20 protein-coding genes and 1 pseudogene are annotated in these 19,890 nt (G+C 63.6%); 11 read left to right on the top strand and 10 right to left on the bottom strand.

The genetic code is table 11. The features are described from left to right. Positions 1–61: 61 nt before the first annotated feature. The gene (argS, locus tag ABSL23_RS03105; protein WP_353634670.1) at positions 62–1,816 is read right to left on the bottom strand and encodes an arginine--tRNA ligase; all 1,755 of its coding nucleotides are present in this window, start codon (positions 1,814–1,816) and stop codon (positions 62–64) included. Between the two features lie 141 nt (positions 1,817–1,957). On the opposite strand from argS, the pseudogene ABSL23_RS03100 reads away from it, so the two are divergent. Both ABSL23_RS03100 and ABSL23_RS03095 read left to right on the top strand, forming a co-directional pair. After that, positions 1,958–2,068: pseudogene (locus tag ABSL23_RS03100) on the top strand (4-demethylwyosine synthase TYW1); the annotation flags it as partial. Positions 2,069–2,129: 61 nt separating this feature from the next. After that, positions 2,130–3,446, top strand: a complete 1,317-nt coding sequence (locus ABSL23_RS03095; RefSeq protein WP_353634669.1) for a site-specific integrase — start codon at positions 2,130–2,132, stop codon at positions 3,444–3,446. Between the two features lie 12 nt (positions 3,447–3,458). Here the strand turns inward: ABSL23_RS03095 and ABSL23_RS03090 are convergent, their stop codons facing one another. The 6 genes from ABSL23_RS03090 to ABSL23_RS03065 all read right to left on the bottom strand — a co-directional run bounded on the left by ABSL23_RS03090 (position 3,459) and on the right by ABSL23_RS03065 (position 7,989). Continuing rightward, entirely contained in the window at positions 3,459–3,692 is a 234-nt protein-coding gene (locus tag ABSL23_RS03090; RefSeq protein WP_353634668.1) for a hypothetical protein, read from the bottom strand. After that, positions 3,673–3,876: a hypothetical protein gene (locus ABSL23_RS03085; protein ID WP_353634667.1), complete on the bottom strand. Its 204-nt coding sequence runs from the start codon at positions 3,874–3,876 to the stop codon at positions 3,673–3,675. Before ABSL23_RS03085 ends, ABSL23_RS03090 begins: the two co-directional genes overlap by 20 nt. A gap of 193 nt (positions 3,877–4,069) precedes the next feature. Continuing rightward, positions 4,070–4,336 (bottom strand): hypothetical protein, encoded by a 267-nt coding sequence (locus ABSL23_RS03080; RefSeq protein ID WP_353634666.1) that lies wholly within the window; start codon positions 4,334–4,336, stop codon positions 4,070–4,072. A 230-nt stretch (positions 4,337–4,566) separates the two neighbouring features. Further along, entirely contained in the window at positions 4,567–4,932 is a 366-nt protein-coding gene (locus ABSL23_RS03075; protein WP_353634665.1) for a hypothetical protein, read from the bottom strand. Beyond that, positions 4,929–5,258: a hypothetical protein gene (locus ABSL23_RS03070; protein ID WP_353634664.1), complete on the bottom strand. Its 330-nt coding sequence runs from the start codon at positions 5,256–5,258 to the stop codon at positions 4,929–4,931. The genes ABSL23_RS03075 and ABSL23_RS03070 overlap by 4 nt, the downstream gene beginning before the upstream one ends. 310 nt (positions 5,259–5,568) lie before the next feature. After that, complete coding sequence (locus ABSL23_RS03065; RefSeq protein WP_353634663.1) at positions 5,569–7,989, bottom strand: phage/plasmid primase, P4 family; 2,421 nt, start codon at positions 7,987–7,989, stop codon at positions 5,569–5,571. Between the two features lie 932 nt (positions 7,990–8,921). Here ABSL23_RS03065 and ABSL23_RS03060 point away from each other — a divergent pair. From ABSL23_RS03060 to ABSL23_RS03040, 5 genes are all read left to right on the top strand, one after another. Continuing rightward, the gene (locus ABSL23_RS03060) at positions 8,922–9,746 is read left to right on the top strand and encodes a hypothetical protein (protein WP_353634662.1); all 825 of its coding nucleotides are present in this window, start codon (positions 8,922–8,924) and stop codon (positions 9,744–9,746) included. 95 nt (positions 9,747–9,841) lie between these two features. Then, entirely contained in the window at positions 9,842–10,816 is a 975-nt protein-coding gene (gene twy1 / locus ABSL23_RS03055; RefSeq protein WP_353634661.1) for a 4-demethylwyosine synthase TYW1, read from the top strand. A gap of 69 nt (positions 10,817–10,885) precedes the next feature. Next, positions 10,886–11,590 (top strand): DUF120 domain-containing protein, encoded by a 705-nt coding sequence (locus tag ABSL23_RS03050; RefSeq protein WP_059057758.1) that lies wholly within the window; start codon positions 10,886–10,888, stop codon positions 11,588–11,590. Continuing rightward, positions 11,574–12,236 carry a 3,4-dihydroxy-2-butanone-4-phosphate synthase gene (gene ribB / locus ABSL23_RS03045; protein WP_353634660.1) on the top strand — a complete coding sequence of 221 codons (663 nt, stop codon included), beginning with the start codon at positions 11,574–11,576 and terminating at the stop codon, positions 12,234–12,236. The genes ABSL23_RS03050 and ribB overlap by 17 nt, the downstream gene beginning before the upstream one ends. 168 nt (positions 12,237–12,404) lie before the next feature. Further along, positions 12,405–14,090, top strand: a complete 1,686-nt coding sequence (locus tag ABSL23_RS03040) for a Na+/H+ antiporter NhaC family protein (protein ID WP_353635398.1) — start codon at positions 12,405–12,407, stop codon at positions 14,088–14,090. A gap of 18 nt (positions 14,091–14,108) precedes the next feature. Here the strand turns inward: ABSL23_RS03040 and ABSL23_RS03035 are convergent, their stop codons facing one another. Further along, positions 14,109–15,563, bottom strand: coding sequence for a Na+/H+ antiporter NhaC family protein (locus ABSL23_RS03035; protein WP_059057755.1), 1,455 nt, complete (start codon positions 15,561–15,563; stop codon positions 14,109–14,111). A 142-nt stretch (positions 15,564–15,705) separates the two neighbouring features. On the opposite strand from ABSL23_RS03035, the gene ABSL23_RS03030 reads away from it, so the two are divergent. Then, positions 15,706–16,632, top strand: coding sequence for a branched-chain amino acid transaminase (locus tag ABSL23_RS03030; protein ID WP_353634659.1), 927 nt, complete (start codon positions 15,706–15,708; stop codon positions 16,630–16,632). Positions 16,633–16,721: 89 nt separating this feature from the next. Continuing rightward, on the top strand, positions 16,722–16,916 hold the full coding sequence (locus ABSL23_RS03025) for a hypothetical protein (RefSeq protein ID WP_353634658.1): 195 nt from the start codon (positions 16,722–16,724) through the stop codon (positions 16,914–16,916). 21 nt (positions 16,917–16,937) lie between these two features. Here the strand turns inward: ABSL23_RS03025 and ABSL23_RS03020 are convergent, their stop codons facing one another. Next, positions 16,938–17,543, bottom strand: a complete 606-nt coding sequence (locus ABSL23_RS03020) for a DUF502 domain-containing protein (RefSeq protein WP_059057752.1) — start codon at positions 17,541–17,543, stop codon at positions 16,938–16,940. A 48-nt stretch (positions 17,544–17,591) separates the two neighbouring features. Further along, complete coding sequence (locus tag ABSL23_RS03015; protein ID WP_353634657.1) at positions 17,592–18,431, bottom strand: proline dehydrogenase family protein; 840 nt, start codon at positions 18,429–18,431, stop codon at positions 17,592–17,594. A 90-nt stretch (positions 18,432–18,521) separates the two neighbouring features. On the opposite strand from ABSL23_RS03015, the gene ABSL23_RS03010 reads away from it, so the two are divergent. Together ABSL23_RS03010 and pyrE are read left to right on the top strand one after the other, a co-directional pair. Continuing rightward, on the top strand, positions 18,522–19,067 hold the full coding sequence (locus ABSL23_RS03010) for a CDP-2,3-bis-(O-geranylgeranyl)-sn-glycerol synthase (RefSeq protein ID WP_353634656.1): 546 nt from the start codon (positions 18,522–18,524) through the stop codon (positions 19,065–19,067). A gap of 288 nt (positions 19,068–19,355) precedes the next feature. After that, on the top strand, positions 19,356–19,883 hold the full coding sequence (pyrE, locus tag ABSL23_RS03005) for an orotate phosphoribosyltransferase (protein ID WP_353635397.1): 528 nt from the start codon (positions 19,356–19,358) through the stop codon (positions 19,881–19,883). Positions 19,884–19,890: the final 7 nt, after the last annotated feature.

Below are 19,890 nucleotides of genomic sequence, written 5' to 3'. Positions count from 1 at the left end.
CGTGGTCGCACTGCTCATCGTCTACGGCTCGCTGACGTTCGTCGGCGCGCTGTAACCCCTTCTACATCGACTCGGGCGCTTCGATGCCGAGCACGTCCAGCGCGTTCGCCAGCGTGTGCTGTGCGGCGTTCACGAGCGCGAGGCGCGCGGCCGCCACGTCGTCGTCGACGTCCTTGCCGAGGACGTGCCGGGAGCGGTAGAACGCGTTAAACGTGTCCACGAACTCGCGGGCGAACGTCGCGACCTGGTGGGGTTCGCGGTCCTCGGCCGCTTCTTCGACGACGCCCGGGAACCGCGCGATTGCTTCCAGGAGGTCCCGTTCCTCGGGCGTGTCCAGCAGGCCGGCGTCGAGTTCGGGGTCGAGCCCGTCGGCTTCAGCCGCGATGCCGCAGGCGCGGGCGTGAGCGTACTGGACGTAGGGCGCGCTCTGCCCCTCGAAGTCGAGAGCGTCCTCCCAGTCGAACGTAATCGCCTTCGTGGGCTGCTTGGAGACGATGTCGTAGCGCACCGCGCCGATGCCGACCTGCCGGGCGATGCGTTCGACGTCGTCCTCGGTGAGGTCGTCGCCGCGGATGCGGTCGTCCAGACGGGAGCGGACGGCGTCCTCGGCGCGCGAGACGGCCTCGTCGAGCAGGTCGTCCATGTCCACGCCCGTCCCCTGCCGCGTGCTCATCGACTCGCCGCCCGGGAGGTTCACCCACGCGTAGAACACCTCTTCGAGCTGGTCGGTGTCGTTGCCGAGGATGTCCAAGGCGGCGTTGAGCTTGTTCGCGTGGAGTTCCTGATCCTCGCCGAGCACGGTGATGGCGTAGTCGAAGGTGTCGAACTTCCACTCGTGGTGGGCGAGGTCCCGCGTCGTGTACAGCGTGGTGTCGTCCGAGCGCAGGAAGACGAACGACTGCTCGATGTCCCACTCCTCGAGGTCGAGTTGCCACGCGTCCTCCTCCTCGTAGGCGTACTCGGAGTCCTGGAGGCGCTCGACGACCTCGTGGGTGGAGTCGTCGCGGAGGAACCGCGTCTCCTTGACGAACTCGTCGAACTCCGCGGGCAGCCGCTCCAGGGTCTCGGTCATCCCGCCCAGCACCTGGTCGACGACCTCCTCGACGCGCTCGTAGGTGGCCTCGTCGCCGGCGTCAAGCCCCTCGATGATGGCCGCGATTTCGGCTTCGGCCTCCTCGACGGCCTCGGGGTCGCCATCCTCTAAGAACTCGTTGCCCTTCCGGTAGTAGCGCACGAGCTCGTAGTCGTCTTTCTCGCGCCCGGGCTCGGGGAGGTCGCTCTCGTCGAAGGTCTCGTACGCCCACGTGAACACGGCCATCTGCCGGCCGGCGTCGTTGACGTAGTACTCGCGGGTGACGTCGTAGCCGGCGTAGTCGAGGACGCGCGCGAGCGCGTCGCCGAGAATCGGGTTGCGAGCGCGGCCGACGTGGACCGGCCCCGTCGGGTTCGCGCTCGTGTGCTCGACGACGACCGACGTGTCTGCGTCGGGGAGCCGCCCCCAGTCGGTCTCCTGGGCGTCTTCGAGCGCCCCGTCGAAGTACGCCTCGCTGGGCGTGAAGTTCACGTACGGCCCCTGCGGGGACGCGTCGGCGACGTACTCGGCGTCGGCAAGGTCCACGGCGTCGGCGATTTCGGCGGCGACCTCCGGCGGCGGCGCCTGCGCCTCGCCGGCGAGTCGGAACGCCACGCTGGACGCGAGCACGGCGGGCACGTCCGCGGGCGGTTCCTCGATGCCGAGGTCCTCGGTCGGGTAGCCGAGGTCGTCGAGCGCGGCCTCGACGGCCGCCTCGACTTCCCGGCGGAAAGCGATGAACATGCTCGCCCGTTCGACGCGACGGCTAAAGGGATTTCCGAAGCGGGCGAGCGGGCGGACGCAGGCCGGCGGCCGTCGGGGACGTGGACGCCGGGACTGGCCGCCGAACGCCACGTTTTTCCACGCGCTGGCCGAACCACGGGTATGCCCAAGCAGGTGGACGACCCGGACTACCACCACGACAACCACACCGCCGCCCAGACCTGCGGCTGGACGGCGAACTCCCTGCGCGGCGAGGGCACCTGTTACAAGCACGCCTTATAGTCGTCCCAAACTGCTATAAGCACGGCGCGTATTGGTACGCATAGAACTCAATATGTCCTCGATAGACGACCCCGAACGACAATACCAGCTTTCACGGGAACGACTGAAAGACGCCGACCTACACCCCGACGACATAGACGCTGTCCTCGAATTTCTGGACGCAATCAACCCCGACATATCCACAGTCAACTTCACTAGCGAAAACGGGGAACGCGAAACGAAAGCCTACAGCACGCTCGCAGCATACGCACAAGCCCTGAAGCGCGTCGGGGAACTAGCGAACACTCCGCTAGTCGAAATGCCTGACACACGCGCCGTTAACGCGTTCTTTGACGACGTAGGTAGTGGCACCCACCCGGACGTGAAAGACGACGGTTACGCCAAGTCAACGCTCTCACAGTGGCAGAGTGGCGTCACAAAGTTCTACCAGTACCACGACGACCTAGGGATTGACCACAGTGAGGTCGTGGTGAAACGACAGCCCAAGTCGTCTGTGGATGAACGGGATATGTACACTCCCGACGAGATCCAAGAGCTACGCGATACCGTGTCCAACACACGGGACCGCTGTATCCTCGAATTACTCTTGAATACCGGCCAGCGCATTCGAGCAATCCAAACGCTCCGCGTTAAAGACGTAAACACCGACGACGGGATTTACTACCTGAACACTGACGAAGCGGGATTGAAAGGCGCGGATAAGAACGGGAAGAAACGCCCACTGCTCGGCGCGAAACGCGCTGTCTATGATTGGCTGAAAGACCACCCAACTGGGGAACCCGACGACTATCTAATCACGTGCCTGCCGACCGCACAGCGTGGTACGCCCGGAGAGAAACTATCACAGTCCACGATGCGGGAACGCCTCAAGAAGCTCGCGGATGACGCCGGCGTAGACAAGCCACCGAACCCCCACAACTTCCGGCATTACTTTGTCACAGCCTGTAAGCGCGATTACGGGATGGACGAATCGACGATTAAGCACCTAATCGGTCATGGCCCGAACAGTAAGGTCATGGAAACGACCTACCAGCACCTTACCGACGACGACCATATAGAATCTGCAGAAGTGGCTGCAGGGCTTCGTGAACCGGACGAAGAATCACCGCTTACCCCACAGGTTTGCCCGACGTGTGGCGAACAGTTAGAACCGGAAGCGAAGGCGTGTCCGGGCTGTGGGACTGTGTTCGCGCCGAATGCGAAGGATACTGAAGAGCAAATTCAGGAGGATATTAAGCAGAATTACGCCGGATCTGAACCTGAGAGTGAGGTACAGCAAGAGCTTAGCGCCGTGGACGAAGCTCTCACAAATCTCCCGCCAAAGTTGAAACAGCAACTTATCGAAGAACTATCCGACGACGACGAGTGAGCCACAGTCGGCTTAGTCGTCGCCAGCCATCATGTCACGAACCGCTGTTTCAAACTCTTCAGGGACGTAAAACACCTTGCCGTCCCCTTCGCGTTCGACTAACCTATCCTCGCCCAGTGATTCAAAGTCCCACTCATACCCCAGTAGCATAGCGAGACTATCCAAATGCGGGTACTCGTCGCCCGGCTCCGGGGCTAGGTCGTCAATCGATTGCTCGATCTCACGTCTACTCTTCCGTGTCATCATCAACAGGCTCCAAGGCGTTCCGCCACGATTCAGCCAATACCTCACGGGGAATAGGGTCCCACTCCCCGCCGGCCATTTCACGAAGCACGAACGGATCCGCGTCGGTCGGCCACTCCTCGCGTTCCGGTTCCAAGTTCTCAAGTGACTGTTCGATCTCGCGCTTTGATTTTCGTGGCATAGTCACCTACGTAAGTTCAGTTTCGCTCGCGCCGCTGGGGGAAGCTGTTGGTCCGGCGAATCCAGTAACGTCCGCTCCCGGGGAGTGAGGCGACCACCGTAAGCGTCCTTCAAATCAGCCCACAGATAGGCTTGAATCGAAGCCTCGCCGCCGGCCAACTCCGCTAACGCCGCCTCAATCTCACGCCGACTCTTCCGCGTCACACGTCTCCCTCTTCAAGTTGCTCAAGCCGCCGACTCAACTCTTCAAGGTCACGGTCGTTCTGAATCTGCCGATGGACGTTCGCTGCATACGCCAGCGCGCGAATCCACTTGATTCGTACCTTCTCGTTCTCCGCGTCATACACCCGGCCATCCTTCACCTTCCGGTGTGCCTCTTCGATGCCATCCTCCAAGAGCGCAAGAATCTCGTCACGCTCCGGCAGACTCTCGTTCGCGCCCGCGCTCGCGCGATCACTCTCAGACATGGTTCACCCCCCGGGGTTTCGACTGGAATACGTGGGTTTTTGGGTGTTTCAGGGTCGTTCAATACGTTCGGAAGCGTAATTTGTGGTTGCTTAGTCACGGCTAATGCACCTCGTTTATTCCCGGCCAAACACCGCTGCCGGGGTACTGAAAAATGGAATATGGGGCGGCAGACGGCTGATACTATGCCTATAGGTCCCTCGCCCATACTGGGGGTCATCGGGAGCCTGAACTAGTAACTAATGTCGTACTCTTGCTTGAGATCCCCCACACGCCGCTGTTGCTGGCTGACGGTTCCAATATGCCGGAGGGATTCAGCCTCTTGGTCGTGGCCATGCTCGATGAGCCACTCATAGACGCGCTGGACTTCGCCCTTACTGGACGTTCGGAAGTCGTCGTGTTTCGGGTCAAACTCCGGGTGTTCGCGGACTAGCCGAATCTGCTCCCGGAGGGATTCTGTCCGGCGGACCTCTTCCGCTGCGTCATCCATCCCACGCTGCTTGAGCTTCTCATAGCCCTGTTTCACTTTGCCACCGTTCGGCGTCTTTGCGTTCTCAGTCGCTGGGTCGAAGCCGTTGATAGACTCTGAACTACTCATGAATTGTCCTCCAATTTCTGCTGGACGCTTCGCCAACTCCGGGAGTGAAGGCTGTTCTGCAGCGTCTCAAGCGCCGCTTTCTTCTCCGCAAGCTCTTCGGTGTGTTCCGGCGTCCGCTCTTCCATCAAGTCAATCCGCCGTTCGAGTGTGTCGATCTCGCGCTGAATCTCCGGGTCGCTGTTTAGCGTGTCAAGTTCGTACTCTTCTTTGAGCGTGTCCACAGTCACGACCGGCGAACTGTCGTCGTCTGCTGTCTGCTCGCGCTCTAGGGCGTCTTGGAACTCTTTGCGTTTCTGTTCGATCTCGTCGGTAGTGTTCGTACTCATAGCTATGAGAGTCGCGGTAATCTACAGTCCTCGCCTCGTCGGGTCATCGGCCACACTGCTACCTTACTGAAAGTATATCTCCCGTAATTCACCGGGTAGAACCACACACACCCGAATGTAACCATTCTAACTAGACAACCCCTGCGGAACGCCACAAGCGGGCGGGGGCGTATGCGTATACGCGCGTAGATATTCGGGGGGTTGTCTAGTAAAATACCCTACATTAGCGTATTGTGGTTCAATACACCGGGATTCGCGGAGTAATACTTTCACCGGGGTTAATTCGTCGGGTGGAATAAACGATTCAGGGCTACTCGAAGCCACCGAAACCACTGGATGAACGACCGCCGGCGTCTGTGTCCGACCGATAAGCGTCTGCTTTCGCTGTGAACGAGACATTCAGATAACACCGCTTCTGTGTTCCGTTCACAGTCGCGCGCCCGTCGCTCACACCGTGGTCCGTTTTCAGCCGCGAGGTCATTTCACCCGACATTTCTGGCGGCATAGACTCTTGCTCGCAGAAGTTCTGGTACACCTGATACACCGTGTCTTTCGGGATCGGTTCAGTGTTACCTACGTCACCGACGTCAAGGCACGCGGACGCGAATCGGTCCACTGTACTCCCCCATTTATCCCATTTCTCGGCTGTGAGAGACGGCGTCAAGTCACCCGTGAATCCGTCTTGTTCTCGAAGCCGCTGCAGGCCGTCAAGCGCCCAATTTAGGATGCCGGGAAGTTCCGCTTCGAGTTTTTCGTCTAAGTCACGGTCACGGTCTTCGCGTGGAACCGTTCGCGGGAATGCCACAAGGAGAATCCGGCGATAGAACGCGCCGTCGTCGTTCTCTGTATCGGGGAGCTGGTTCGCTGCGAAGATATGCTTCGCAGTTGGATTGAACCGGAACGGGTCTTTCCCCTTCCGTTCGGCTTTGACGGGGTCGCCGGCGATTATCTCTTTGAACGTTCCGGTTTTCTTCACCGCGCTCGCGGGAATGTCGTTCCGAATGTTCACCCACTTCCCGTATAGTTCCGCGCCGCCGAACCGTTGGGTCATTTCCTGTGGGGAGAGACTAGCCACGGTGTCCTCGCCGTGAAGCGCGCTAATCGTGTCTGCGAAGGTGGACTTCCCGCTATTTCGTGGGCCAACGATGAACAGGGCCTTATGCCACTTCAGCCGCCAGTGCATGAGCGTGAAGCCCGCGAACTCCTGTAGTTTCTTCTTGGCTGATTCGTCGGCTACCACTTCGTCAAGGAATTGCTTGAACCGGGGACAATCCGCGTCCGGGTCGTATTCCGTTCCAAGACGACTCAAGAAATTATACGCTGGATCGTGGTCGGATAGTTCACGGTCGGCTATATCCAGCACGCCGTTCGCCACGGCTACTTTCTCTGCAGGCCCACCCATTTCGTCTTGGGTGACTGTCGTAGCCGCTCGAAGGTGGGATAAGATCTCACGTACCTCGTTCCGGGCGTACTTGTCACGTAGGCTTTCACGGACCATTTCGCGGGCTTGTGACTCTCCCGTCTGCCGGTAAATCCCGTCGCTCGGATCGTACCACCATAGCGTATCGTTTTCCTCGAAGGTTCGCCAATTGTGGTTTTGTAGGAGAACTTCAGCGGCGTCATACCGTGCGGCGTTCTTCTCGTCACTATTCTCGGCGTTCTGATACCGTTCGTATACGTCCGACCACGTCACGTCGTGCGTGTCGGTTCGCTTATCGCCGTCTGTGGCGTCCTCACCGGAGAACCCCGTTCTGTCGGCGTTATGGGTAGGGTTCACGGCGGCAGAACCACCGTCCGCACGGGACTGTGACGGGAGCGTTTCGGTATCCGCGTCACTCCCGACCTGCTGTTTCGCGCGCTGCCACGTCTGCTGCCAATAATTCTGTGAGGCGTCTGTGGCGTCCACCTTCGAGTTACCATTCTTCGCGAGCAGCTGGTAGGCTTCAGATTCAGGTACGCCGTGTTCGATGAATCGACAGCACACGTGAAAATCTGATTCACTCCGGTCGTCACTCCCGAACTGTAGGTAATCCTCGATATTCGAGTAGTGTTCTGCCACCGCGCGGGCGTGTGACGCGCTTCCGTCCGCGTTCGGGGTATCCCGGGAGGTATCCACACCCCCCGCTGTCTGTGGCGTGTTGCCGTCGTCCTCGTCGGCTTGAAGTACCTCAAAGAGGTCGGCCAGCGTAATCTCGGCTACCCGGGCGTCTGTGGCAATCTGGTAGTGGCCGCCGTCCGACTCTTCGCACGAATCACACCACTCCTTACTGCAGCCGTCAAGTTGGGAACCGGGACCAACCACGTACTGGTTGTGAACACGAATTTCACCCCAACTCAAGCTGGGATTCTTCGCGCCGTGGAACCCCTCGATACTCTCATGGACATCCTTACCTTCGATGTAGTAGTAGCGGTGGCCGCCCGTCTCGCCGTCCGTGTGTGGGCTTTCAATCGTGAGCGTGTCCGGGAGGTCGTCCACCGCTTCGAGCGCGTCACTGTCCGCGTCGTCGCTGTAGTCGTCTATGTCGACGTCAATCAGCCACCGGCCACCGTCAGGTGTCGCGCCGGCGTACACACCATAATTCCCGGTTACGTCCTCGAAACTGCTCCGGCGGTGTCGCGTGTCATTATGGTAGACTTTCGAGGCTTTGCCGCCGTCCTCAACCGGAATAAGGCGTTTCTCCAAGAGACTAGCGTCCCTAAGCCGTGAGGCGAGCGTTTCGCGGTCGGTCATCGCCACACCTCCCGTGGTTCGATAGTGGTTGAACAGCCTAAGGCGGCGTAGACGTTCTGCCAGCCGGTGGACGGGGAGGATTCACCCCAACCGTTATGCGGTTTCGTTACGTTACCTTCATTTGACGCTCCCCAGCGTCCCCCACTCCTGCCGTTCTTCATTCCTCACACACCTCTAGGAGTGCCTCTGCGATATACGACGCCCGTTCGTCGCGCTCGGCAAAGGATTCGATCTGCTCGCGGTTCTGTTCAATCGCAGCGATACCGCTGTCTGCTGATTTTTGCGTACTCATGGTTAAGATATAGAACCCGCTAAATCGCGCCGTCAATCGGGTGGATAATCACACACACCACACCCGGGCGTCCTTTCCGCTATTCGTCACTCGTTATCGCAAAGAACCCGTGATAATGCATCATCAAAGCTCTCGCCGGGTTCTTTCTTCCGCGAATTTAGCCGTCGCCAATTCTCCTTGGAAATCTTAATCGTTGTATCTTGATTGACACTCATGGTTTTCTAATGTGGTTGATTATGAACCGATACTGCAGCCAACTTGAACCACTCTCCCGCTGGATTCGGTGGTCCTCTTCGACTAGGGTCATCGAGCGGCCACGGTCGCCACGCCGTCCTCACATAGCCCGGTTTGTTTCGGGCCTGTGGGGTAGCATCGAGCGGACCCAGTTCGGTCAGTGTTTCATGGATTCTTGCTCACCTGAACACTCCGAACCTTGCCTCACACTGAGGCGGTGTGCAAGAGGCTTCCCCGGACCGGAGTCGGCTACCCGCTCGGATTTTCACCGTCGGACCGCCCATTTGCCGGGGGTGCTTCCCCGGGCTTCCGCCCCGGACCACCCCGGGACTCTGCCTGTGGCTAGTATATCGGGTGGTAGGAGTATGGGTATTTATATACCTACGATACCAAGAGATTGGTATAGATGTCCGACCGTTCCCGGAAGTTCGGATTCCTTCGACCCAAGGAACGAGCCTATCTGTATGAACAGGACCACTATCTCGGCACGGTTGACGGAGAGGGACCAGAGCAACCCGCAAACACAAAATCGCGAATCAAGAATGAAGTGGTCGCCAATTTGGACGACGTAATTAGCGATTTTAGACGGGATCTATTGGCCGTGTCCAACTTCCAGCGCGCGGCTACTCTTCACGACCAATTCGTGTATGAAAACACGACGCTTAGCTTCTCAAAATCGGAGCTAGAATCGCTCAAGCGACAGATTGAGGGAATGATTGAGCAAGCGGAAGACCACCCCGTTAGCGCGGAACGTGAAGAACTTGGGGGCGTGTTGGAGTTAATGTATGGGACGGTTGATTTAGAAGACCCAGCCGAATCCGACAATCCACCGGACGCAGAGGAACTTGAAGAACTATATTCCCGGCGTCAGGAACTGAGCCAGCACCTATACACAGTTCTATCAAAAGAGGGCCTTCCCGAGATACTAGCCCATATTGGCAACCACGGCAAATGTGAATTGTCGGGACGGAGAATCAACGGCGAAGGTGAATGGTGGGCACAAGTCGCTTCCCGAGAGTTAGTCCCTGAACTAGCCACAAAAGACGAAGAAACTGTGGGGGCTGCCCAATACGAACTAACAGACGACGGCGAAGCCGTCTTAGAGTGTTGGGAAGGTCTACAGGAAACCAAGACAATCCAGATTCAGAGCGACCTACGCCCGGACGAAAGTACACGCAAAATAGTTCTTCAAACACTAGCAGAACACTTCCCGAAAAACTACTCTGGATAGTTGTCGCTAAAGAGTTGGAGGATTTAGACGCCGAAGGACGGCCTTAGTCTGCCAAGGGGAAGATTGTTTGAGTCGTCGCGTTCTCACCACAGAGTATGAGTGACGCGGAGGGTGGTCCTAAGCAGGTTGATGATCCCGACTATCACAGTGTCAACCACACTGCCGCGCAAACCTGTGGCTGGACGAAGAATACACTTACAGAAGGTCGGTCGTGTTACAAGCACGCCTTCTACGGCATCCGCTCGCACCGCTGCATCCAGATGACGCCCGTGGTGCGGTGCAACGAGCGCTGCGTGTTCTGCTGGCGGGACCACGCCGGCCACACGTACGAGCTGGACGGCGTGGAGTGGGACGACCCGGAGGCGGTGGTGGACGCCTCCATCGAACTCCAGAAGAAACTGCTCTCTGGGTTCGGCGGCAACGACGAGGTCCCGAGGGAGCGCTTCGAGGAGGCGATGGACCCGCGCCACGTCGCCATCTCGCTGGACGGCGAGCCCACCCTCTACCCCTACCTCCCGGAGCTACTGGAGGAGTTCCACGACCGCGGCCTGACGACGTTCCTCGTGTCGAACGGGACGCGGCCCGACGTGTTGGCGGAGTGCGACCCGACGCAGTTGTACGTCTCCGTGGACGCCCCCGAGCGCGCGACGTTCGACGACGTGGTGGGCGCACAGGAGGACGACGCGTGGGAGAAGCTCGTGGACACGATGGACGTCCTCCACGACAAGGACCACACCCGGACCGTCCTGCGGACGACGCTGGTGGGCGGCGAGAACATGGCGAACCCGGACTGGTACGCGGGCTTCTTCGACCGCGCGGACCCGGACTTCGTGGAGCTGAAGGCGTACATGCACGTCGGCGACTCGCGGGACCGCCTCGACCGGGAGACGATGCCGAACCACGAGGACGTCTTGGAGTTCGCCCGCGAGGTCCAAGCGCACATGCCCGAGCACACGGTGTTGCGCGACCAGGAGGTCTCGCGGGTGGCGCTGCTCGCCCGCGACGAGGACACGTGGGTGCCGAAGCTCCGGCCGGACTCGGAGTTCTGGGCGGGCTCGGCGGCCGACTGACGCGCTCTCACTTTCGGGACGCGTTCCACTTCCGGTATTCTTATGCGGCGCGCGCCCGAATTTGCGGGTATGTCGCAAGCAACGGGCACGGGCGAGGTCGGCTTCGACGAGCTCGCCGTGCTGAAGCTGCTCGCGCTCGACGGCGCGCGCCGCGGCGAAGTCAAGGTCTCCTGCGGGGACCTCGCGGGCCGCCTCGACGCCTCCAACCAGACCGCCTCCCGGCGCCTCCAGGCGCTGGAGGACGCGGGGCTCGTCCAGCGGGACCTCGTCAACGACGGCCAGTGGGTCGCCATCACCGAGGACGGCGAGCGCACGCTCGAACGCGAGTACGAGGACTACCGCCGCATCTTCGAGGATTCCGGCGAGCTCGCCCTCGACGGCACCGTCACCAGCGGGATGGGCGAGGGCCGCCACTACATCAGCCTCCCCGGCTACATGCGCCAGTTCGAGGAGAAGCTCGGCTACGAGCCGTACCTCGGCACGCTCAACGTCGACCTCAGCGCGGAGAGCCAGCGCGCCCGCTCCGCGCTCGAAGCGATGGACGGCGTCCGCATCGAGGGCTGGGAGGACGAGGAGCGCACCTACGGCCCGGCGACGTGCTACCACGCCACCGTCGAGAGCGACGACGGCACGTTCTCCCCGGCGCACGTCATCGTGCCGGACCGCACCCACCACGACGAGACGCAGGTCGAACTCATCGCGCCCGAGAAGCTCCGCGAGGAACTCGGCCTCCTCGACGGCGACGAGGTGACTGTCCGTGTCGAAGAGCAGTAACGTGACCCGCGTCGAGCAGGCGGTCGCGGCGTTCCGCGCCGGCGACCCCGTGCTCGTCCACGACGCCGCCGACCGCGAGGGCGAAGTCGACCTCGTCTACCCCGCCGAGTCGGTGACGCCCGACGACGTCGCGCGCCTCCGCAACGACGCCGGCGGCCTCATCTGCGTCGCCGTCGGCGAGGACGCCGCCGACGCCTTCGACCTCCCGTTCCTCGGGGACGTCATCGACCACCCCGCCGCCGACCACGGCCACCTCGGGTACGACGACCGCTCGTCGTTCTCGCTCCCCGTGAACCACCGCGACACGTACACGGGCATCACGGACGAGGACCGCGCACTCACCATCACCGAACTCGGAAAGGCGGCCAGCGACCCCGCGAGCGTGGACTTCGCCGACGAGTTCCGCGCGCCCGGCCACGTCCACGTGCTGCGCGCGGCGCCGTCGCTGTCCCACCGGAAGGGCCACACCGAGCTCGCGGTCGCGCTCGCCGCGGAAGCCGGCGTCGCGCCAGCGGCGGTCGTCTGCGAGATGCTCGACGACGAGACCGGCGAAGCGCTCTCGGTCGCCGACGCGAAGGCGTACGCCGACCGCGAGGGCCTCGTTTACGTCGAGGGCAGCGACCTGCTGACGGCGTTCGGCGAGTAACCGCTCGGTTCTCAACGGCCGGTTCTCCGCCCCCGTGGATGTTCGTCGTCGTTCTGCCGGCGTAACGCCACGTCCGTAGTTTTATCACTAGTTATTCTGTAGTAGCGGAGGATGGCAGAGTACGGACTCCTCGCGCTGGCGCCGCCGCTGCTGGCCATCGCGCTCGCGATGGTCACCCGTCAGGTGCTGGTGTCGCTGTTCGCCGGCGTCTGGGCGGGCGCGCTCATCGTCGAATCGTGGAATCCAATCGCGGCGACCGCGCTCACGATGGAGTGGTTCGTGGAGGTCGTGCGGTCGCCGTTCGACGCGAAGTTCATCATCCTCATCCTGTTCATGGGCGCGGGCGCCGCGTTCATCTACCGCTCGGGCGGGATTCTCGCGCTCGAACGCTGGATCGGCGACCGCGTCAGCACCGCCCGCGAGTCACAGGTGCTGACGTGGCTGGTCGGCGTGTTCATCTTCTTCGACTCGTACACCAGCACCGTCGTCACGGGCAACGCCACCCGCGAGCTCTCCCAGGAGAACAAGTCCTCGCGGGAGATGCACGCCTACGTCCTCGACTCCACCACGTCGCCCGTGACCACCTTCGGCCCGGTGTCGAACTGGATCGGCTACCAGGTGTCGATGATCATCGCTGGCTTCGAGGCCGCGCGTGTCTCCGCCGAACAGCTGGGGCTGACGCCGTTCGGCCTGTTCCTCCAGTCGATTCCGTGGAACGTCTACTGCTTCATGGCGTTCTTCATGGTGGGGTTCATCGCGCTCACCCAGCGGTTCTACGGGCCGATGCTGGACGCCGAGTGGCGCGCCCGCGCCACCGGCGCGACGATTCGGGAGGACGCCACGCCGCTGTCCGACGTCTCCAACGACGTCGGCGAACCCAGCGAGAAGAATCCCTCGCTGGTGAACTTCTTCGTGCCCATCCTCGCGCTGCTGGCGGTCGGCCTCGTCTCGATGTGGTACCTCGGCGGCGGCCACCAGCCCGGCGTCGACGTCGCCACCGCGTTCCAGGAGACCGACGTCGCGATGGGGCTGCTGTTCGGCGCGTTCGCGTTCATGCTCACCGGGTTCGTCGGGTCGCTGGCGTACGGCACGATGGACTTAGAGGAAGCCAGCGACACCATCGTGGACGGCTTCAAGACGATGAACATCGCGCTCGCCATCATCGTGCTGGCGTGGGCCATCGGGCTCGCCGCCGAGCGCGTCGGCACCGCGCAGTTCATCGTGGACACGATGGTCGGCAGCGGCGTGCCCGGGAGTTTCCTCCCGCTCATCGTCTTCGTCGCCGCGATGCTCGTCGCGTTCACCACTGGCACCTCGTGGGGGACGATGGCGATTCTGACGCCGCTGTCGATTCCGCTCGGCTACCAGCTCGCGGGCCCGTCGGTGCTGCCCGTGCTGGTCGGCGTGCTGTTCGGCGGCGCCATCTGGGGCGACCACTCCTCGCCCATCAGCGACACGACGGTGATGTCCTCCATCTTCGCGGGCTCGGACCACGTCGACCACGTGAGCACCCAGATTCCGTTCGCCGCGACCGCCGCGGGGGCGACCATCGTCGTCCTCGTGCTGTACGGGTTCGGCGTGCAGTCGGCGTACGTCGCGCTCCCGCTGGCGGCCGTGCTCACGGTCGGTGCGGTGCTGGCGCTGAACAAGCTCGACGCGCGCCGGAAGGGGCTGCCGGAGGTGATGCCGTCGGCGTCCGAAGTCGACGAGGCCGCCGTCGAGCGCGTCGAGAACGGCGAGTCCGCGGGCGTGCGCGGCGACCACGACTACCTCTCGCTGGTGCCGCTGGTCGCGGTCGTCGTCGTCGCGGCGTACCTACTGTTGGTGTTCGCGTTCGCGACGCTGGGCGCGTAAAAGCGAGCGGGCGCGGCGTCAGTCGTCCGTGGCTGGCGCGGCTTCCGCGGGGTCGGACTGTTGCGTGTAGCCGTGACCGGTCAGCGCCATCGCGAACAGCACGACCGGCGAGAGGATGCCGAAGAAGTAGAACGGCACCCACAGCCACGAGATGGCGCCCGGGGTGTTCGGGTAGAGCTGGCTCGTCATGAAGACGGCGCCGGCGTGCCACGGGAAGAACGGCCCCGTCGGCGTGCCGGCGGCCTCGACGGCCCGCGAGAGGTCCGTCTCGGGCAGGTCGTACTCCTCGTAGAGGTTCCGGAGGCTCATTCCGGGGACGACGATGCTCATGTACTGCTGGGCGGAGAAGGCGTTGGTCACGATGGCCGCGAGGCCGGTGCCGGCGACCAGCGACCCCGGCGACCAGACGGCCTGCGTGAGGTTGTGGGCGAGCGTCGCGAGCACGCCCGTGCGTTCGAGCAGCCCGCCGAGCGCGAGCGCGGCGACGACGACGGCGATGGTCCACGCCGACCCCGAGATGCCGCCCGCGGTCAGGAGGCCGTTGACGGTTTCGCTACCGGTGGCGGGGTCGGTGCCGTTGAGGAAGATGTTCCACGCGGACGTGAAGCTCGCGCCCTGCGCGAATACCGTGGTGAGCGCGCCCGCGAAGATGCCCGCAATCAGCGAGGGCAGCGGCGGGTAGCCGCGAACCGCGAGCCCGAAGGTCACCACGAGCGGCAGGAACACCAGCGGGCCGAGCGCGTACGAGTCGGCGAGCGGGCCGGTGATGGCGCTGACGTCGGGGTTACCCCCTTCGATGAAGTAGACGCCGAGGACGGCGTACGCGACCACGGCGAGGCCGAACGCGATGGCGGTGCCGTTGCGCATCGCCTTGATGTGGTCGTAGAGGTCGGCGTTGGTGACGGCGGCCGCGAGGTTCGTGGTGTCCGACAGCGGGCTCTGCTTGTCGCCGGCGTACGCGCCGGAGACGATGGCGCCCGCGGTCATCGCCAGCGGGACGCCGAGTCCCTCGCCGATGCCGACGAACGCGACACCGAGCGTCCCCACGGTCGTCCACGAGGAGCCGATGGCGAACGCGACGATGGCGGCGAGCACGGCGGTCACGGGCAGGAAGACCACGGGCGTCAGGGTGCCGAGCCCGTAGTACATCAGGCCGGGGATGGTGCCGGCGCTAATCCACGTGGCGATGAGCCCGTAGATGACGAACAGGATGAGAATCGCCTGCAGCCCCATCTTGAGGCCGGAGGCGGCGGCGTCGTAGACGCCGTCCCAGTCGTAGCCGAGCCGGTAGCGCGCGAACAGCCCGGTGAATGCGATGCTCCAGAGCAGCGGTGCGTGCGGTGCGAGGCCGAGGTAGCCCGAGCCGACGCCGAGCGAGACGACGACGGCGAGAATCGGCACGAGCGCCTCGCCGAGGCTCGGCCGGAGCGCCTCGTCGATGTCCTCGTACACGAGCGGTGCGTGGTCGCTCATCGGCCGCTTGTAATTCTCTCCAGTAATTAAGCCTCTCGGTTGAATTATTGTGGGACATTCACGCGGTTTCTCGGACTGGCGGCAACCCTCGCCCGTAGCCGGCACTCGTGGTTTTATGAGACGGCCCGCCCTTCCCGCGAGTATGAGCGGATTCGACGACATGGACGTCGACACCATCTGGATGAACGGCGACTTCGTGGACTGGGAGGACGCCACGACCCACGTGCTCACGCACGCGCTGCACTACGGCAGCGGCGTCTTCGAGGGCGTCCGCGCGTACGACACCGACGAGGGTCCCGCGCTGTTCCGCTGGGAGGAACACTTAGACCGGCTGTTCGCGTCCGCGAAGCCCTACGACCTCGACATCGACTACACGCGCGAGGAGCTCACCGAGGCGACCGTCGAGCTGCTCGACCGCCAGGACCTCGCGTCCTGTTACGTCCGCCCCATCGCCTACTACGGCTACGACTCGCTGGGCGTCTCCCCGAAGGACTGCCCGACGGACGTCACCATCGCCGCGTGGCCGTGGGGCACCTACCTCGGCGAGGAAGCGCTCGAAGAGGGCGTCGAAGTGATGGTCTCCTCGTGGCGCAAGCACGCCTCCAGTCAGATTCCGACCAACGCCAAGACCACCGGCCTCTACGTCAACTCCATGCTCGCCGGCGAGGAAGCCCGCCGCAACGGCTTCACGGAAGCCATCGTCCTCAACAAGGAGGGCAACGTCGCGGAAGGCCCCGGCGAGAACCTCTTCCTCGTGCGCGACGGCGAAATCTTCACGCCCGGGCTCTCCGAGAGCATCCTCGACGGCATCACCCGCGACACCGTCATCACGCTCGCCGAAGAGCGCGGTTACACCGTCCACGACGACGTCTCCATCTCGCGGGGCGAACTCCACACCGCCGACGAGCTGTTCTTCACCGGCTCCGCCGCCGAGGTCACGCCCATCCGGCAGGTGGACAACGTCGAAATCGGGTCCGGCACCCGCGGCCCGGTCACCGAGGAGCTCCAGCAGGCGTTCTTCGACGTCGTGGAGTCCGGTGAGCGCGAGGAGTGGTTCCACTACGTCTGAACCCGAACGGGACTGTCACTCACTTCCTCGAAAAGACCGCCGCCGTCAAAACCACCCCCTCCTATAACCGCGTGGCACCTCGGTGACGTGTGAACAGCGCGGCCAGTCGGTCCATCTGTAGTAACTGCAACGACGGAGACCGCGCCGCGACGCCGCACGCGCTCCGGCTCGACCGCGCCGACGGCGAGCGCCGGCGCGTCACCCTCTCGCTCTGCGAGCCCTGCGCGGCCGACATTCTCGAAGTCGAGTGGGTGAACCACCGGACGCAGGCGGCGGACGACTGACCCGCGCGACGCCGCGCCGGCTCACTGTTCGGGCTCGTCCTCGTCGTCGACGAACGGCTCCGGGACGTCGCGCTCGTTCTCCCCGAACCCCGCACTGAGAACGCGCGTCAGCGCGTCCTCCGTGGACTCGTCGACTTCGATGACGTCCTCGGGCTCCAGCTCCATCACGAACCCGGAGGTGATGTTCGGCGCGGTCGGCATGAACACCACCTCGCGGCCGTCGTCGGTCGTCTTCCCCGTCTTGAACGCGGTCAGCCGCATCCCCTCCCACGGCTCGACTTTCACGGGCTTCTGGAACTCGTCGGCGCCGCCGGACAGCACCGTCTCGACGGCCATCTTCGAGGCGTTGTAGACGATGCGCAGCCCCGGCAGCCGGTTGATGAGGTCGTCCAAGACCTCCTCGGCGAACGTGCCGAGCGCGGTCCGCATCAGGTAGCCCACGGAGAACACCAGCAACACGAAGATGACGACGGTCATGCTGACCGCCACCACGGGGTCGTCAACGTTCGTCGCCAGCAGCGAGAACCGCGCGATGAGCGAGAACAGCCAGTAGAGGACGTACAGCGTGACCAGAATCGGCGCGAGCACGATGAGCCCGCTCGCGAAGTCCCGCTTCCACGAGGTCATACGGGAGTCCACTGAGCGGCGACGTATAGGGATTTCGAGACGACCGCCCTACCGGCCCAGAACCGCCCGCAGCGCGAACAACAGGTTCTCCTTGCGCTCCATCGCGCGCCGGTAGAAGTACGAGACCCACTTGCCGCCGTACGGCACGTACTGGTAGACGTCGACGCCGTCGGCCGCGAGGTCGAACTGCGCGTCGTCGCGCACGCCCATCAGCATCTGGACCTCGTAGTCGGTGCCGTACTCGTCGTGGAGGTCGCGGGCGTACGCGATCATCTCCGGGTCGTGGCTGCCCACCGCGACGCCGCCCTCGAACCCCCGGAACATGAACTCCAGGTAGTCGCGGTACGCCTCGTTCACGCGCTCCTTGCGCGTGTACGCTATCGACGACGGTTCGTCGTAGGCGCCCTTCACGAGCCGGACTTTCCCGGGGAGGGCCGCGAGCCGTTCGAGGTCCTCCCCCGTGCGCTTGAGGTTCGCCTGGATGCAGACGCCGACGCCGCCACCGTACTCCGTGGTGAGATCCTCGTAGGCGTCCAGCGTGGCGTCGGTCGTCTCGTGGTCCTCCATGTCCACCCACGTGAACACGTCGTGTTCGTCCGCCACCTCGACGATGCTTGCGAGATTCTCGGCGAACACGTCCTCGCCGACGTCCAGCCCGATTTGGGAGGGCTTCACCGAGATACAGGCGTCCACGCCGCTTTTCGAGACGTCGCGCACGAGGGCCTCGTACGCCGCGGCGTCCTCGTCGGCGGGCGGCCGCCGCTCGTAGTGCTCGCCCAGCAGATTCAGGATGGCGGCGACGCCGCGAGCGTTCAGCGACTCGGCGTGCTCGACGGCCTCTGCGGGCGTCTCCCCCGCGACGAAGTTGCTCGCGATGGGCGGTATCATACGAGAATCTCCGGCGCCGCGTCCCTTAAACGACGCGCCTCCCCCGGTCGAACCCGCGGGTTTTTCCGCCGGCCGCGTCCACCCCCACGCATGGGTCTCGCAGCGACGGTCGCGACTGCGGTCTGGGTGATGCTGCCCGCGTACGTGCCGAACAACGCCGCCGTGTTGGCGGGCGGCGGCCGCCCCATCGACGGCGGCGCCACGTTGGGCGGCAAGCGCGTGCTCGGCGACGGGAAGACGTGGCGCGGCACCGCCGTCGGCGTCCTTGCCGGCGTCGCCCTCGCCGCCGTCCTGAACGCCATCGAACCGACCGCCAGCGACGCGCTCGGCGTCGCACTCCCGACGTTCCCGCCCGCCGCCATGGTCGCGCTCCCCGCCGGCGCGATGCTCGGCGACATCCTCGCCTCCTTCCTCAAGCGCCGCACCGGCCGCGAACGCGGCGCCGCCTTCCCCCTCCTCGACCAACTCGACTTCGTCGTCGTCGCGCTCGCGCTCGCCGCCATCGCCGCCCCCGGCTGGTTCGGCGCCACCTTCACCCTCGACGTCGTCGTCGCCATCCTCGTGCTCACCCCACTCCTGCACGTCGTCACCAACGGTATCGCGTACCTGCTCGGTCTGAAGAACGAGCCATACTAACGCACGTTTTGCGCTGTCACCGAAAGAGCGCGTAGCGCTCTTTCGAGATGACGAGAGACGCCGCAGGCGTCTCTCGAACTACGGGCGGCCTGCGGCCGCCCTCGGCAAAACCTGCACTAAAAGCACTCCTCCTTCGCTTCACTTCGTTCCGCTCAGTCGTCGGCCTCGCGGCTTCGGCGCGAGTGAACCGCTTCGCTCGGGTCTTTCAGACCGCTCGCTCGCGGATGCTCCACCACATTCGTCTCGGCTCGGTAATCGCACCCCTTTTGGTCGGGTGGCCCGCCAACTCTGGTAATGACCGACGACCTCGTCCAGTTGCTTCGCGACGCGGACGCCGTCAAATTCGGGGAGTTCGAGCTCTCCCACGGCGGCACCTCCGAGTACTACGTCGACAAGTACCTCTTCGAGACGGACCCGGACTGCCTGCGCGCCATCGCGGAGGCGTTCGCCGAGCGCCTCGACGCGGACGCGAAACTCGGCGGCGTCGCGCTCGGCGGCGTGCCGTTGGCCGCGGCGACGGCCGTCGAAGCCGACGTGCCGTACGTCATCGCGCGCAAGCAAGCCAAGGAGTACGGGACCGGGAACCGCATCGAGGGCCGCCTCGAAGACGGCGAGGAGGTCGTCGTCGTGGAGGACATCGCGACGACGGGCCAGTCCGCGGTGGACGCCGTCGAAGCGCTCCGCGACGCCGGCGCGGAAGTCAATCGCGCGCTGCTCGTCGTGGACCGCGAGGAGGGCGGCCGCGAACTGCTCGCCGAGCACGGCGTCGAGATGGAGGCGCTTGTGACGGCCAGCGACCTGCTGGACGCCGAGTAGGTCGGCG

This window comes from Halobacterium sp. NMX12-1 (assembly GCF_040435975.1).
GTDB lineage: Archaea > Halobacteriota > Halobacteria > Halobacteriales > Halobacteriaceae > Halobacterium > Halobacterium hubeiense.
This window is presented reverse-complemented; position numbering and strand designations above follow the sequence as displayed.

Bases quoted from the DNA above. Each gene is read 5' to 3' on its own strand.
- twy1 (WP_353634661.1), top strand. From the start codon at position 9,842: ATGAGTGACGCGGAGGGTGGTCCTAAGCAGGTTGATGATCCCGACTAT.
- ABSL23_RS03050 (WP_059057758.1), top strand. From the start codon at position 10,886: ATGTCGCAAGCAACGGGCACGGGCGAGGTCGGCTTCGACGAGCTCGCC.
- ABSL23_RS03040 (WP_353635398.1), top strand. From the start codon at position 12,405: ATGGTCACCCGTCAGGTGCTGGTGTCGCTGTTCGCCGGCGTCTGGGCG.
- ABSL23_RS03030 (WP_353634659.1), top strand. From the start codon at position 15,706: ATGAGCGGATTCGACGACATGGACGTCGACACCATCTGGATGAACGGC.
- ABSL23_RS03080 (WP_353634666.1), bottom strand. From the start codon at position 4,336: ATGTCTGAGAGTGATCGCGCGAGCGCGGGCGCGAACGAGAGTCTGCCG.
- ABSL23_RS03060 (WP_353634662.1), top strand. From the start codon at position 8,922: ATGTCCGACCGTTCCCGGAAGTTCGGATTCCTTCGACCCAAGGAACGA.
- ABSL23_RS03070 (WP_353634664.1), bottom strand. From the start codon at position 5,258: ATGAGTACGAACACTACCGACGAGATCGAACAGAAACGCAAAGAGTTC.
- argS (WP_353634670.1), bottom strand. From the start codon at position 1,816: ATGTTCATCGCTTTCCGCCGGGAAGTCGAGGCGGCCGTCGAGGCCGCG.
- ABSL23_RS03075 (WP_353634665.1), bottom strand. From the start codon at position 4,932: ATGAGTAGTTCAGAGTCTATCAACGGCTTCGACCCAGCGACTGAGAAC.
- ABSL23_RS03035 (WP_059057755.1), bottom strand. From the start codon at position 15,563: ATGAGCGACCACGCACCGCTCGTGTACGAGGACATCGACGAGGCGCTC.
- ABSL23_RS03020 (WP_059057752.1), bottom strand. From the start codon at position 17,543: ATGACCTCGTGGAAGCGGGACTTCGCGAGCGGGCTCATCGTGCTCGCG.
- ABSL23_RS03090 (WP_353634668.1), bottom strand. From the start codon at position 3,692: ATGATGACACGGAAGAGTAGACGTGAGATCGAGCAATCGATTGACGAC.
- ABSL23_RS03095 (WP_353634669.1), top strand. From the start codon at position 2,130: ATGTCCTCGATAGACGACCCCGAACGACAATACCAGCTTTCACGGGAA.
- ABSL23_RS03015 (WP_353634657.1), bottom strand. From the start codon at position 18,431: ATGATACCGCCCATCGCGAGCAACTTCGTCGCGGGGGAGACGCCCGCA.
- ABSL23_RS03065 (WP_353634663.1), bottom strand. From the start codon at position 7,989: ATGACCGACCGCGAAACGCTCGCCTCACGGCTTAGGGACGCTAGTCTC.
- ABSL23_RS03010 (WP_353634656.1), top strand. From the start codon at position 18,522: ATGGGTCTCGCAGCGACGGTCGCGACTGCGGTCTGGGTGATGCTGCCC.